This is a genomic window from Pantoea sp. X-Soil-TKNS-1207, from assembly GCF_059730485.1.
In genome coordinates this window covers 279,415-291,889 of record NZ_AP035959.1, presented here as the reverse complement: position 1 = coordinate 291,889, position 12,475 = coordinate 279,415, and the positions used below count along the sequence as shown (strand labels likewise).

The window sequence follows — 12,475 nt, the reverse complement described above, 5'->3', positions numbered from 1 at the left end:
ATTTACTTGTTACAATCAGCAATAATAAGGCGATTAAAGAGATGCCATCTATAAATAACCCTCGACGGCAACGCTCAGCCGTTATTAAACAATGGCTGCGTTCAGCTATGATTTAGGCTGAACAACACGGAGAAGTAGTCCTGAATTCAGCCCGGACAGCACCCGGCGCAATCGCTTTGGAGGAGAGGTTATGAGCGCAACAAACGCGGTGAAGAAAGTATTATTTCTCGGTCAACAACCTGAAACCGTCGATTTTTCCGACCCGGCACTGCCACCGGGACTGGACGCGGGCCAGATTCAGGCGGGTATTGCTGCGGGCATGAACTTAATGACCGAACGCGGATGGGAAGCAGATCTGCTGCTGATCAAACCCGACGGGAGTGCGATTGCAGAACTGGAACATGCTTTATATGGCTCACATTACGACTGCGTTGTGGTGGGTGCCGGGTTGCGTATACCAACCAACAGCCTGCTGTTATTTGAGAGCCTGATCAATGTGATACATCAGGATGCTCGTACTACCGCAATTGCCTTTAATACCTCACCTTCAGATACGGCTAATGCCGCCGCTCGCTGGATTGGGTAATAAAGCGCTGGCGTGTTTTAAGGCTTCGCGGTGCCTCTGCGGATAAGATTGGCGGCTTCCCGGGTAATCGCCTTCATTTGAAAATCGCGGTTCAGCGAACTAATTCTTTCAAGTTCATACAAAATATTGTCCCGGTTAATCGGAAGCCCTTTCGCTGTCAACTCGATGACAGCCGTTCCGATTGCGCAACCGATCATCCCTGCCCGTTGTGATCTCTGTTCTTTCATACCGGAAATGGAATGTGTTGGTTTCAGGTAGGTAAAAGCATAGACCGCGACAATGAAATTTTCAGCTAACAATAACGTCTGAAGCCTGACGGCTTATCAATCTCTGGTACGCCGGGGAAATGGCGCTTCCCTGCCCTTATTCAGGCTTTATATTTAACTGCTTCAATCAACTTAGCAAAAGCGACGGTATGCTGTTTTCGGCTCGGATAATAAAGGTAATATCCGGTAAATGGCTCACACCAGTCGTCCAGCACAGATTGCAAACTCCCTTCGCTGATAAATTTCGCGGCACAGTCTTCCGGGACACAGGCGATCCCCATCCCGGACAACGCCGCATCAATCCGTGAATTCAGATTATTAAAAATAAGTTGCCCCTCAACATTAACCCGGATCTCTTTGCCATCTTTCCTGAACTCCCAGCTATATAATCCCCCGAGCGTGGGAAGTCGCATATTGATGCAATTGTGATGCTGGAGTTCATAGGGCGTTGCAGGAATGCCCTTGTGGCGAAAATAGGCCGGGCTGGCCACCACCACCATCCGCCAGTCTGGGCCTATTCTTACCGCTACCATATCTTTTTCGACCTGCTCCCCTAATCTGACGCCCGCATCGAAACGACCGCTGACAATATCCGTCAACGCATTGTCAATGGATAGCTCAAGCTTCACTTCGGGATATTGCTGCAAAAAAGGTTTCAGCAATGGCCAGAGCGTCGAAGACAAGGCGTGCTCACTCGCCGTAATACGTATATTCCCCGCCGGTTTTCCCTGTTTTTCATTCAGATGAAGTAAGGCTTTTTCAATATCGGCGATCATCGGCGCGACACTTTGTATTAACTGCTCTCCGGCTTCTGTCGGCGCCACGCTACGCGTAGTTCGGGTTAACAGGCGGGTATTGAGTCTCTCTTCCAGCCCCCGGATGGCATGGCTTAGCGCGGACTGCGAAACGCCCAATTTAGCCGCCGCACGCGTGAAGCTTTTTTCCTCAGCAACCATCACCAGATAAGTCAGGTCGTTGAAATTTTCCCTGATCATAGCCCCACCTTTTTCATAACATCAACTAACTGGAATATAAGTGAAATTTCCACAAAAAAAATCGAGATGCCTGCGCCGGGAGAAAGCTCAGGCGACGCAATTTATGAATTATACTCATAGGCACATTCTTATTATTGCATCTGATGCTGCACACCCGGCTTTGCTAAGGTAAGCCCGCTAACCCAAGAAAGAGGAATACGTCATGTTAAAGATTATCGCTAACGGCTCAGTCCCCTCGCGCAAAGGTCCCGCAGAATACTTCACCGGCGCTGTGCGCATTGATGCCCCTTTTAGTGGGACCGAATCGGCACGTATTGGCGGCGCGACTGTCACCTTTGAACCCGGCGCCCGTACGGCCTGGCATACGCATCCGCTCGGGCAAACACTGATTATCACTCATGGGCAGGGCTGGATTCAGTGCGAAGGTGAAGAGACCGTGGTGATGAATGCTGGCGACATCATCTTTATCCCGGAAGGTGTGAAGCACTGGCATGGCGCGACGCCCGACAATGCCATGACTCACATCGCCATCGCGGAATCACTCAACGGCAGCCCGGTTGACTGGATGGAAAAAGTCACCGACCAACAGTACAAAAAGTAAGGGGCAGACAACGATGGAAAATATCGCAGGAAAAGTGGTGGTGATCGCGGGTGCCAGCAGTGGCCTCGGTGAAGCCCTGGCTAAGCGTCTGGTGGCCGAAGGCGCCAGCGTGGTTTTAGGTGCACGCCGCCTGGATCGCCTCAAAATACTGGCTAACCAGCTGGGATTAAGTGAAGAGGCCGCAGTCCAGACTGATGTCACCCAACCGGAGCAGGTTCAGGCTCTGGTTGATAAGGCGGTATCGCTGCATGGTCGCATTGATGTGATGGTCAATAACGCCGGATTAATGCCGCACTCCCTGCTGGAGCGCCGGAAGTTCGATGACTGGAACGCAATGATCGATGTGAACCTGAAAGGTGTGCTGTACGGCATTGCCGCTGCGTTGCCGCAGATGCAGGCGCAGCAGAGTGGCCATATTATCAACACCTCTTCCGTTGCCGGTCACAAAGTGCGGCCAGGAAGCGCGGTTTATGCGGCAACCAAAACGGCGGTCAGGGTGATTTCCGAAGGGCTGCGTCAGGAGGTCAAACCTTACAATATCCGTACTACCATCGTCTCACCGGGCGCCGTGCAGAGCGAACTGGCGGATAGCATCACCGAGGCTGATGTCGCCACGGGTATCAAACAGTTCTATGAAGAATACGCTATCTCTGCGGAGTCCTTCGCCAGCGTGGTGGCCTTTGCCATCAGCCAGCCTGACGACGTTGATATCAATGAAATTCTCTTCCGTCCGACGCGACAGGAACTGTAAGTTTTAGTTTTCGCTCTCAGCCCTTTCCTGTAGCCAGCTGATAAAGGCGTCCACCTTTGGCCATCGCCTGTCGGCATGTGTGCTGATGTAATATCGCTGGCTGCACCGCAACGCCTGTCCGGGGAATGGCATCACCAGCTCGCCGCTCTCAATTTTGCGTCTCACCAGTTTTTTCCTGCCCATAGCCACACCGGCGTGGTTAACCGCGGCGGTGACGGCCAGTTCCGCCTGATCAAACCCGGCGCTGCGGGCAGCCTGGAGATCCACCGCAAAGTGCCGCGCCCACAGTGTCCACTCGTCGTTCCCCGAATCCATGCTCCATGCCTGTCGATCATGAAGCAAGCGACAGGACGCAAGCCGCTCAGGTTGTCCATGCAGCTGATGACGTTCGGCATAAGCCGGGCTGCATACCGGGATGATAGATTCATCCATCAGATATTCCTGATGAAAACGCCCCGCGCCGGCATCATCAAAACTTACCGACAGATCAACGCCCAGCTTGTGCAGATCGATATTTTCATTGCCGCTGTAAATGACGAGGTCGATCAGCGGGTATTTTTCCAGAAATGATGCCACGCCAGGCGCGAGCCAGGCGTGAGCGAAAGAGGGGCGGCAATAAACCGTCAGCCGCCCGCTGCATCCCTGATTTTTGATGCTCTGTATCTCCTGGTTAAGAAAGTCCAGCGACGTACTCATCGCGGAAAATATTCTTTCCCCCTCCTCCGTCAGTTCAACCTTGCGATGCGAACGATTAAACAGGCGAATAGTGAGTTCACTTTCTAACTGGCTGATACGGTGACTGACGGCGCTGGGGGTTAGCGCCAGTTCCGCTGCCGCCGCCGAAAATGACGCACAGCGGGCGGCCACGGCAAAGGTATACAGACGTCCCAGCTGCCCGCCGTTGATTTCACCCAATTTTCCGGACATGAAATGGACCCTCTCGCAAAGAAACGCCGGACATAATATCTAAACAATTGACTTGTAATGTATATATTTCATCTGGTCATGCCAATCCCTTTCCTGCTCACCGCGACTAAATCCCGCCTTGTGTTAATTGAGTTCATCTGAAGTTGAAAATCTATCGTTTGTCAGCCTGAAGGGGATGTTATGTAATAACGAAAATGTAAATCGCAACATTAAAAAAGGCCCGTCAGCATGACCGTTATGAATGAGTTAAAGGCGCTGCGTGAAACGATCTGGTTCAATGAACACACCAGCACCGCCAGCGAAGGACTGCTGCGCGTGGGCCTCACGCTGGCGGATGCGGAAGATGCGGAAGCCAGGCTGCACCGCTTTGCGCCCTTACTGGCGGTGGCGTTTCCCGCCACAGCGTCGAGCGGCGGCATTATCGAGTCAGATATGGTGCCTGCGCCACAGATGCAGGCGCGGCTGGAGCAAACGGCGCCGATCGCCGGCACACTCTGGATCAAGAAAGACAGTCACCTGCCTATCTCCGGCTCCATCAAAGCGCGCGGCGGTATCTATGAGGTACTCACCCATGCGGAAAAGCTGGCGCTGGATGCCGGGCTGATCGCCACAACGGATGATTACCGCGTTTTGCTCTCTCCCGCACATCGCCGCTTTTTCAGTCAGCACAAAATCGCTGTGGGTTCTACCGGCAATCTTGGCTTGTCCATCGGGATTATCAGCGCGAGGCTCGGTTTTCACGTCACCGTGCATATGTCCGCGGATGCGCGCCAGTGGAAAAAAGACATGCTGCGTCAGCACGGGGCGGAGGTGGTTGAATACCAGCAGGATTATGGCGTTGCCGTCGAGCAGGGGCGTAAAGCGGCAGAATCGGATCCCGCCTGCTTCTTTATCGATGACGAAAATTCCCGCACGCTGTTCCTCGGTTATTCCGTTGCCGGACTGCGTCTGCGCGGGCAACTGCGTGAAAAAGGCATCACGGTTGACGCTTCGCATCCGCTTTTTGTTTATCTGCCGTGCGGCGTCGGCGGTGGGCCTGGCGGCGTGGCGTTTGGCCTGAAACTGGCCTTTGGCGATCATGTGCACTGCTTCTTCGCCGAGCCAACGCATTCTCCCTGTATGCTGCTGGGAATGAGCACTGGCCTGCATGATGCCATCTCGGTTCAGGAGATCGGCCTTGATAATAAAACGGCGGCTGACGGGCTGGCGGTGGGCCGCCCATCCGGGTTTGTCGGCCGGGCAATGGAACAGCTTATCGACGGATGCTACACGGTCAGCGACCCGTCGATGTATGCAATGTTATCCCTGCTCGATGAGACGGAGGGGCTTCAGCTGGAGCCTTCCGCCCTGGCGGGCATGAGCGGGCCTCAGCGGATTACTGCCAGCCCGGCATATCAGGCTCGCCACCACATCACGCCAGATATGATGCAGCACGCCACTCACCTGGTCTGGGCCACCGGCGGCGGCATGGTGCCCGCAGCCGAAATTCAGCGCTACCTCGCTCAGGGTAAGCGCTGAGGCGGGAAAAGCCGTCCCGTTAAACCCTGCGGGACGCTTCCCCCTCTTCAGCATTCACCTTTAGCTGCTGAAGAGAAAAAAGAACAACGTTCTCCAGTCGTTCCCTCGCCACACCATCCCGCGCCTGAACGGAGAGGCCATGCAGCACCAGGGCAAAAAAGTTGCCCAGCAGAATCGGGTCTGCCTCACGGCAAAGTTGTCCCGCCTGCGCTGCGGCCTGAAAACGTCTGACAATCATCTGCGTACGCAGCGTGCGCTGTTCTTCCATCCAGCGCTGCAACAGGTGGTTTTCACTGCCCAGCGCCATTACGGAAGAGACCACCATGCAACCTGACGGCAGGTCAGATCGGGTGTAGAGCGCGACGGCATCCATCAGCATACGCCTGACGGCCACCATGATGTCAGCCTCCTGCAATGCGCGATCGGCAAATCCCCCTTCATGGTCGGCGTAGTGTTGTACCGCCTCGCGAAATAACTGTTCCTTTGAGCCAAACGCTTTGTAAATCCGCGCGGAAGCGATGCCCAGGACCGCGACCAGATCGGACATCGACGTTCCTTCAAACCCGTGACACCAGAACAGATCCCGCGCTTTGATTAAGGCTTCCTCGCGGTCAAACTCTCTCGGTCTTCCTGCCATGCTGCCCTTCTTAGGTAATTGCCTGTCAGGTAATTATCCCGTTACCAGAAAAAATCACCAGCAGAACCAGGGTCATAAAAGGTCGTTACTGAACGATTAATGCTGCGCTCAGGTAAAAAACTTGTCGCAGCATCAGCTTACCCCTATTGTTTGTCGATTGACAAACAATGGAGACAGTGATGAAAACGATAAAAGGGCCGAGTCTGCATCTGGCACAATTCAGTGATGATGTTTTTCCGTTTAACACGCTTGAAAACATCGCCAGCTGGGCGGCAGAACAGGGGTTTCGCGCGTTACAGATCCCGGCCTGGGATAAACGCCTTTTTGATGTGAATCTGGCGGCAGAAAGCCAGCAATATTGTGACGATATCAGGGGGATGCTGGCGCAACATGGGCTGGAGATCAGTGAACTCACCAGCCATATTTTTGGTCAGCTGATGGCGGTACACCCCGCGTATGATGCGTTGTGCGACAGCTTCGCCCCTGCACATCTGCACGGTAAACCGGCAGAGCGGACAGCATGGGCGCAGCAGCAACTGTTTGCGGCCGTCAGCGCGTCTGCCCGGCTGGGCCTCACCGATATGGGCACCTTTTCCGGTTCTTTCGCGTGGCCCTATATCTTCCCCTTTCCGCAACGTCCCGCCGGACTGATGGAAACGGCGTTTGACGAGCTGGCACGCCGCTGGTTACCGGTGCTGAATGCGTGCGATGAACAGGGCATCAACCTGTGTTACGAAATTCACCCCGGCGAAGACCTGCACGATGGTATTTCGTTCGAGATGTTTTTACAGCGCACCGGCAATCACCCGCGTTGCAAGATCCTGTTTGATCCCAGCCATTTTGTGCTTCAGCAACTTAACTACCTCGAATACCTGGATATCTATAAAGACTTTATCCGGATGTTCCATGTGAAGGACGCGGAATTTAACCCGACCGGACGCCAGGGCATGTACGGCGGCTATCAGTCATGGGCCGACCGTGCCGGGCGTTTCCGCTCCACCGGTGACGGCCAGGTCGATTTCAAAGCGATTTTTTCCACTCTCACCCTTAACGGTTATCAGGGCTGGGCGACACTGGAATGGGAATGCTGTGTGAAAAATAAACACGATGGCGCTCGCGAAGGCGCTGCGTTCATCCACGACCATATCATCCAGGTTACTGACAAGATTTTTGATGATTTTGCCGCTGCACCGGTCAGCCAGACACAGCTGAACCAGCTCCTGGGCATTCACTCAGGCGGGAGCCAGCAACATGTCTGATTCACACACTCAGCAACATCATTATCTGCGCGTCGGCGGCCATCGCCTGCATTGCGTCACCCAGGGGACCGGACCTGCGGTACTGCTTATCCCTGGCTGGCCTCAGACCTGGTATACCTGGCGATATGTGATGCAGCACCTCGCCAGCATGGGTTACACCGCGGTGGCTGTCGATCCCCCCGGCAGCGGTGAATCGGACGCGCCAGCGGAAGGATACGATACCGGCAATATTGCCGCCCTGCTGCATCAGGCGATGTTACAGCTGGGACACGCCCGCTATCCGGTTATTGGCCATGATATTGGTATGTGGGTTGGCTACGCCCTGGCGGCAGATTTTCCTGCTGCCGTGGAGTGTCTGGTGTTAACCGAAGCGGTTATCCCTGGTCTGGCACCGGCACCCGAGATTTTTGTCACACCGGAAGAAAATATCTTTCTCTGGCATTTCATGTTTAACCAGCTCAGCGGCCTGCCGGAAGCGTTGATTGCGGGTCGTGAGCAGCAATATCTCAGCTACATGTTTGATAAATGGTCATGGCGGCGTGAACGCGTGGCAGCTGATGTCTATATCGCCGCCTACAGCGTGCCCGGACGGCTGGAAGCAGGTTTTAACTACTACAGGGCCATTCCGGAAACCATCCGGCAAAACCAGCAACGCGCCCTGACGACGCTGGGTATGCCGGTGCTGGCGATTGGCGCTCAACACGCCACCAGGGATGCCCCGGCGCAGACGATGGTAAAGGTTGCCCCGGATCTGCAAAGCGCCATCGTCGATGACTGCGGGCATTTCATCACCGAAGAGTGCCCGGAAGCGTTCTGTGCGCTGGTGAGCCGTTTTTTGCAGGAGAAGTGCCATGCAGCCTGATGCAGCAACCCTAAACTGGCTGGCCAGCGTGCCGCCGTTTAATCCGGAACTGCCGCTGGAAGCGATCAGAGCGGCAACCGACGCCGGATTAATTGCCCAGCAGGCGGTTATTGCGGAGGCCCATGCCAGCCGGGAATTCTCCGTGCTGGCCGGGGATGGCTATCCGATCCCGGTACGTATGTATCTCCCCGCGCAGCTTGAACAGCAGCAGGCACGGCCTGCGCTGGTTTATGCGCACGGCGGCGGCTGGTGCCTTGGCGGTCCTGATGCCTGGAACACCCCCTGCTACCAGCTGGCGCAATCGACAGGCAGCGTGGTATTCGCCGTGGATTATCGGCTCGCTCCCGAGCATAAATTCCCCGTGCCGCTGACGGATTTTTATGCGGTTCTGTGTGCGGTTGCCCGGCAGGCAGATGAGTATGGCATCGATAAGATGAGAATCGCCGTCGGGGGTGACAGCGCCGGAGGCAATATCGCTGCGGCCGCCTGTTTGCTGGCAAGGGAGGAACAGGGGCCACCTGTCGCTCGTCAGCTGCTTTTATATCCGGCACTGGATGCCGGAATGAGCGGCGCGTCTTACCAGCAATATGGCAGCGGCTACGGGCTGACCCGCGCAATCATGGCCTGGTGCTGGCAGGCATATCTGAATAGCGAGGCAGATAGCACCAACGCGCTGGCCAGTCCGGCGGCGGCGGTCTCTCTGCACGGGTTGCCGGATACGACGCTGCTGGTTTGCGAATATGATCCGCTGCGCAGTGAAGGCGAACATTTTGCCGGACGGCTGGCACAGGCGGGCGTACGCGTACAAACCGCACTGCTCACGGGAACCCTGCATGGCGCAATGCATATGACCGGGATCACCCCTCAGGCTGAGCAGGTTTACAGCAAAGCGGCCCTGCTCTGGGCGGAATAACGTCACTTAACATAGCCGCTCCGGCGGCTATATCCTGGCACCCTGATATGCAATTATCAGATTTAATTAGCTTTTTTTATTAGTTTTCTGATTTCCCGCTACCTCGTAGGGTTGAGATGTTTTGTGAAACTCTACTGAGGATTAGAAAAACCCCATGACTCAACCTGCGATATCGCATATCTCCTTTCTCACACCGGGCAACTATCCCGATCATGCCCCCATTGCAGGGCTGGAACAGACGTTACGCCTGTTCGAATTGGGTGAGCGCCTGGGATTCAACGGTGCCTGGGTGCGTCAGCGACATCTGGAGCACGGCGTGTCATCGGCCAGCACGTTTCTGGCGGCGGCCACACAAAGGACGCGGCATATTGAACTGGGCAGCGCGGTGATCCAGATGGGGTATGAAAGCCCCTTCCGTCTGGCGGAAGATTTATCGACGGTAGATATATTATCCGGCGGGCGCCTGAATGTGGGGCTGAGCGCCGGTCAACCCAATCACCTTGAACTGATTGGTTCCTCGGTATTTGGCGAGGAGTGGCGGCAGCAGGATTTCTCCTACCAGCGCGTGCTGCGGCTGCGTGAGAATCTCAGCGGCCACTATTTCGGCGATGAAAATACGGTGATTACCGCGCCCGGCAGCACGCAACGCCCGCGTATTCAGCCCCACGCACCGGGTCTGGCGCATCGTTTATGGTATGGCGGCGGTTCGCTGCGATCAGCGCAGTGGGCGGGGATAAATGGCTTTAACCTGCTGATTGGCAATCTCACCTCCGGTGAGGAGACCGGGGATTATTACGCCGCGCAGCTGTCGCAAATCCAGCTTTATCGTGCGCATAGCGGGCAGAGTACCCTGCCTGCGCCACGTATCGCTGCGGGGCGTGTGATTATCCCGACTGACAGTGCCGATGCCGCTACCCGCAAACGTTATCACCAGTTTGCCGCCAGTCGTCATGAGCGGACGCTGACACCGCAAGGTCCGCGACGCACCCTGTTCTCTCAGGATATTGTCGGCAGTGCTGAACAAATCTTAGCGCGGTTGGTTAACGATCCGGTGCTACGCCTGGTGCAGGAATTACGCATCGAGTTGCCTTATGAATTTAGCTTTGATGAATACAGCCAGATTATCAGCGATTTTTCCACGCTAATTGCGCCACAACTTGGCTGGACCCCGGTGTTGCGTTAGTACAGCGCATCAGACAGAAATGACAAAGCGACGTATTATTTTTCGCATTCAGAAAAAAGCTATAACGCGCTGAGAATGATGTCCTTCGCTGATCGCCTTGTTGATATCAATGGAGGGGAAATTTGTTATTTTTTTACTGGCAACAGCAGAGTTAACGATCGTTAATGCTATGTTTTCCGTTGTGCACTCTACAGCGCGTGACTAATTGAGTGCTAATGATGACAACCTGAATTGATACCAATTGTATATATATGAATGCAGGCCTGCCGTAAATTTAATCACGTATTGCGAGTTTAACGCTGTGAAATCATAAATCGGTCAGGCCGTGATGATTTATCATGTTATCAAGATAAATTATTTATCTATTAAAATATTTTTTTTATCGATGGTTTCGAGTTCGAAGGTGGATTCAAATATACAGCCGTTTTTACACCGTGCCTTTTGAAAGGGGACAACGCCTGCTTCAGATATTGTCAGACCGTACGGGCCTTTGAACCAATGAGAATCATTGCTCTTAACGCAGCCTGTAATGGTGGCATAGCCCTGAACCCCGCCACTCATGAGCTGGTCATGGGGAGGAAGCGCCAGATTATTGCCGCCAGCCGGTTTTTTCATAAGTATGCTTCGCACAAACAGCCATTTTTTCCGGGTGAGATTCTTACTTGAAGCATAGATAAGTACCTGACCTGTAAAGTCCGTCGGCCAAATCTGGTTAATAATGTCGCATTGCCCGTTTGCCAATAACCAGGCATAGGGTTGGGGTACAACAATTGCTTTCATATTATTCCTTTCTCTTCACTTCCTGCTCAATCTCCATCGTTCAATATGGAAAATCTCGGGTGGGATATAGACATACTATAGCCTGGTTTCTTTCATATTATAAAGAAAGCGTAAAAGCGGCCTTTAACCCGAAAATAACTAAGGTATTTAGCGTATATTTAACACTCAGAACCAAAACAGGGTTCTTGCTGTTAATCATTTTCCGCTGAGTTCTTTGGCTGCATAAAAATGCCAATCGCTATCATAATCGGTCTCATCTCTGCGATTTTTAGTCTGAATTAATATGCTCCTTGCAGTAACGGCGTTTCCACGCGGCGGGGGTGATTGAGGTGTGCTTACGGAATATCTGACGAAAATAGCCGACATCCCTGAATCCACAACGCTCGGCCACCTCTTTTAATGAAACAAATTCATTAACCAGCATTTTCTCGGCTGCCCGAATACGCTGCCGATGAATGGCTTCCGTCACCGTTAAATGAAATGCACTGCGGTAAATCCGCCCCAGATAATCCGCGTTGCAGTTAAGTTCCTTCGCCAGCGAAGAGGTCGATAGCGGCAGATGAAACTGGGTGTGGATAAGATGCTGCGCCTTATACGCCAGCGCCACGCCCGGACTCTCACTGTGGCTCTCCGGCAAGGCGCTGGAGGCGATCTGTTGCAGAATCAGCAGCAGAATAATTTCCAGTGCCGGGCTACGTTGCAATCTTTCCTGCTCGTTCAGAAACTGCCGGAACAGCGAAATAACGTACTGGGGATCGCTGGATTTGCCGTGCTGCGGCAACGCGAGATGCTTCACCCATTCACTTTCCGGCACGTTATCCTGCAACTCGAAATGCAGCCAGTAGAAGCGGAGATCGGCAGGGAAATCCTGAATGCCAACGTGCCGACGAAAAGGCCATAACAACAAACTCTCTCCGGCGTTCACCTCAAATACGCTCTCCTCCTCCTGGATGCTTAACGTCCCTTTCTCGACAAAGATGATTTCCCAGGAGGTCAGCGTGCGCGACTTATGCCGCCCGCTGCCCCGCGAGATAAACAGGCCGCCGTTCTGCACCCTGATCGGAAGTGCTATGGATAATTCGAGCATTTATATGTTTTTCCCGCGTATATAAGATATTTTTCTCACTTTAGCTATTGATTATCATGAATTTTATTCATTAGCCCGGATCAACATCACAATTTAATCATGTCGTCGGA

Annotated in this window: 14 protein-coding genes; 8 read left to right on the top strand and 6 right to left on the bottom strand. The window is 53.8% G+C overall.

Going from position 1 to position 12,475, the window contains the following annotated elements:
• Positions 1 to 190 precede the first annotated feature (190 nt).
• Entirely contained in the window at positions 191 to 586 is a 396-nt protein-coding gene (locus AC6I8V_RS21555; protein WP_497846513.1) for a hypothetical protein, read from the top strand.
• Between the two features lie 17 nt (positions 587 to 603).
• Here AC6I8V_RS21555 and AC6I8V_RS21550 read toward each other — a convergent pair whose 3' ends face one another.
• Together AC6I8V_RS21550 and AC6I8V_RS21545 are read right to left on the bottom strand one after the other, a co-directional pair.
• Positions 604 to 885, bottom strand: a complete 282-nt coding sequence (locus tag AC6I8V_RS21550; RefSeq protein WP_497846512.1) for a hypothetical protein — start codon at positions 883 to 885, stop codon at positions 604 to 606.
• A gap of 68 nt (positions 886 to 953) precedes the next feature.
• Positions 954 to 1,847 (bottom strand): LysR family transcriptional regulator, encoded by an 894-nt coding sequence (locus tag AC6I8V_RS21545; protein ID WP_497846511.1) that lies wholly within the window; start codon positions 1,845 to 1,847, stop codon positions 954 to 956.
• Positions 1,848 to 2,049: 202 nt separating this feature from the next.
• Between AC6I8V_RS21545 and AC6I8V_RS21540 the strand changes: the two genes are divergently transcribed.
• Positions 2,050 to 2,448, top strand: coding sequence for a (R)-mandelonitrile lyase (locus AC6I8V_RS21540; protein ID WP_497846510.1), 399 nt, complete (start codon positions 2,050 to 2,052; stop codon positions 2,446 to 2,448).
• Positions 2,449 to 2,461: 13 nt separating this feature from the next.
• Entirely contained in the window at positions 2,462 to 3,199 is a 738-nt protein-coding gene (locus tag AC6I8V_RS21535) for an SDR family oxidoreductase (RefSeq protein ID WP_497846509.1), read from the top strand.
• Between the two features lie 3 nt (positions 3,200 to 3,202).
• Here AC6I8V_RS21535 and dsdC read toward each other — a convergent pair whose 3' ends face one another.
• Positions 3,203 to 4,126 (bottom strand): DNA-binding transcriptional regulator DsdC, encoded by a 924-nt coding sequence (gene dsdC, locus AC6I8V_RS21530; RefSeq protein WP_497846508.1) that lies wholly within the window; start codon positions 4,124 to 4,126, stop codon positions 3,203 to 3,205.
• 228 nt (positions 4,127 to 4,354) lie between these two features.
• Between dsdC and dsdA the strand changes: the two genes are divergently transcribed.
• Positions 4,355 to 5,644, top strand: a complete 1,290-nt coding sequence (gene dsdA / locus AC6I8V_RS21525; protein ID WP_497846507.1) for a D-serine ammonia-lyase — start codon at positions 4,355 to 4,357, stop codon at positions 5,642 to 5,644.
• Between the two features lie 19 nt (positions 5,645 to 5,663).
• Here the strand turns inward: dsdA and AC6I8V_RS21520 are convergent, their stop codons facing one another.
• Positions 5,664 to 6,281 (bottom strand): TetR/AcrR family transcriptional regulator, encoded by a 618-nt coding sequence (locus tag AC6I8V_RS21520; protein ID WP_497846506.1) that lies wholly within the window; start codon positions 6,279 to 6,281, stop codon positions 5,664 to 5,666.
• Positions 6,282 to 6,460: 179 nt separating this feature from the next.
• Between AC6I8V_RS21520 and AC6I8V_RS21515 the strand changes: the two genes are divergently transcribed.
• From AC6I8V_RS21515 to AC6I8V_RS21500, 4 genes are all read left to right on the top strand, one after another.
• The gene (locus AC6I8V_RS21515) at positions 6,461 to 7,540 is read left to right on the top strand and encodes a sugar phosphate isomerase/epimerase family protein (protein WP_497846505.1); all 1,080 of its coding nucleotides are present in this window, start codon (positions 6,461 to 6,463) and stop codon (positions 7,538 to 7,540) included.
• Positions 7,533 to 8,402 (top strand): alpha/beta fold hydrolase, encoded by an 870-nt coding sequence (locus tag AC6I8V_RS21510; RefSeq protein WP_497846504.1) that lies wholly within the window; start codon positions 7,533 to 7,535, stop codon positions 8,400 to 8,402. The genes AC6I8V_RS21515 and AC6I8V_RS21510 overlap by 8 nt, the downstream gene beginning before the upstream one ends.
• Positions 8,392 to 9,315: an alpha/beta hydrolase gene (locus tag AC6I8V_RS21505; protein WP_497846503.1), complete on the top strand. Its 924-nt coding sequence runs from the start codon at positions 8,392 to 8,394 to the stop codon at positions 9,313 to 9,315. The genes AC6I8V_RS21510 and AC6I8V_RS21505 overlap by 11 nt, the downstream gene beginning before the upstream one ends.
• Before the next feature lie 154 nt (positions 9,316 to 9,469).
• Complete coding sequence (locus tag AC6I8V_RS21500) at positions 9,470 to 10,498, top strand: LLM class flavin-dependent oxidoreductase (protein ID WP_497846502.1); 1,029 nt, start codon at positions 9,470 to 9,472, stop codon at positions 10,496 to 10,498.
• A 354-nt stretch (positions 10,499 to 10,852) separates the two neighbouring features.
• Here the strand turns inward: AC6I8V_RS21500 and AC6I8V_RS21495 are convergent, their stop codons facing one another.
• Both AC6I8V_RS21495 and AC6I8V_RS21490 read right to left on the bottom strand, forming a co-directional pair.
• The gene (locus tag AC6I8V_RS21495; protein ID WP_497846501.1) at positions 10,853 to 11,278 is read right to left on the bottom strand and encodes an ASCH domain-containing protein; all 426 of its coding nucleotides are present in this window, start codon (positions 11,276 to 11,278) and stop codon (positions 10,853 to 10,855) included.
• 268 nt (positions 11,279 to 11,546) lie between these two features.
• Positions 11,547 to 12,365 (bottom strand): AraC family transcriptional regulator, encoded by an 819-nt coding sequence (locus AC6I8V_RS21490; protein ID WP_497846500.1) that lies wholly within the window; start codon positions 12,363 to 12,365, stop codon positions 11,547 to 11,549.
• Positions 12,366 to 12,475: the final 110 nt, after the last annotated feature.

Bases quoted from the DNA above. Each gene is read 5' to 3' on its own strand.
- AC6I8V_RS21555 (WP_497846513.1), top strand. From the start codon at position 191: ATGAGCGCAACAAACGCGGTGAAGAAAGTATTATTTCTCGGTCAACAA.
- AC6I8V_RS21545 (WP_497846511.1), bottom strand. From the start codon at position 1,847: ATGATCAGGGAAAATTTCAACGACCTGACTTATCTGGTGATGGTTGCT.
- AC6I8V_RS21540 (WP_497846510.1), top strand. From the start codon at position 2,050: ATGTTAAAGATTATCGCTAACGGCTCAGTCCCCTCGCGCAAAGGTCCC.
- AC6I8V_RS21535 (WP_497846509.1), top strand. From the start codon at position 2,462: ATGGAAAATATCGCAGGAAAAGTGGTGGTGATCGCGGGTGCCAGCAGT.
- dsdC (WP_497846508.1), bottom strand. From the start codon at position 4,126: ATGTCCGGAAAATTGGGTGAAATCAACGGCGGGCAGCTGGGACGTCTG.
- dsdA (WP_497846507.1), top strand. From the start codon at position 4,355: ATGACCGTTATGAATGAGTTAAAGGCGCTGCGTGAAACGATCTGGTTC.
- AC6I8V_RS21520 (WP_497846506.1), bottom strand. From the start codon at position 6,281: ATGGCAGGAAGACCGAGAGAGTTTGACCGCGAGGAAGCCTTAATCAAA.
- AC6I8V_RS21515 (WP_497846505.1), top strand. From the start codon at position 6,461: ATGAAAACGATAAAAGGGCCGAGTCTGCATCTGGCACAATTCAGTGAT.
- AC6I8V_RS21510 (WP_497846504.1), top strand. From the start codon at position 7,533: ATGTCTGATTCACACACTCAGCAACATCATTATCTGCGCGTCGGCGGC.
- AC6I8V_RS21505 (WP_497846503.1), top strand. From the start codon at position 8,392: ATGCAGCCTGATGCAGCAACCCTAAACTGGCTGGCCAGCGTGCCGCCG.
- AC6I8V_RS21500 (WP_497846502.1), top strand. From the start codon at position 9,470: ATGACTCAACCTGCGATATCGCATATCTCCTTTCTCACACCGGGCAAC.
- AC6I8V_RS21495 (WP_497846501.1), bottom strand. From the start codon at position 11,278: ATGAAAGCAATTGTTGTACCCCAACCCTATGCCTGGTTATTGGCAAAC.
- AC6I8V_RS21490 (WP_497846500.1), bottom strand. From the start codon at position 12,365: ATGCTCGAATTATCCATAGCACTTCCGATCAGGGTGCAGAACGGCGGC.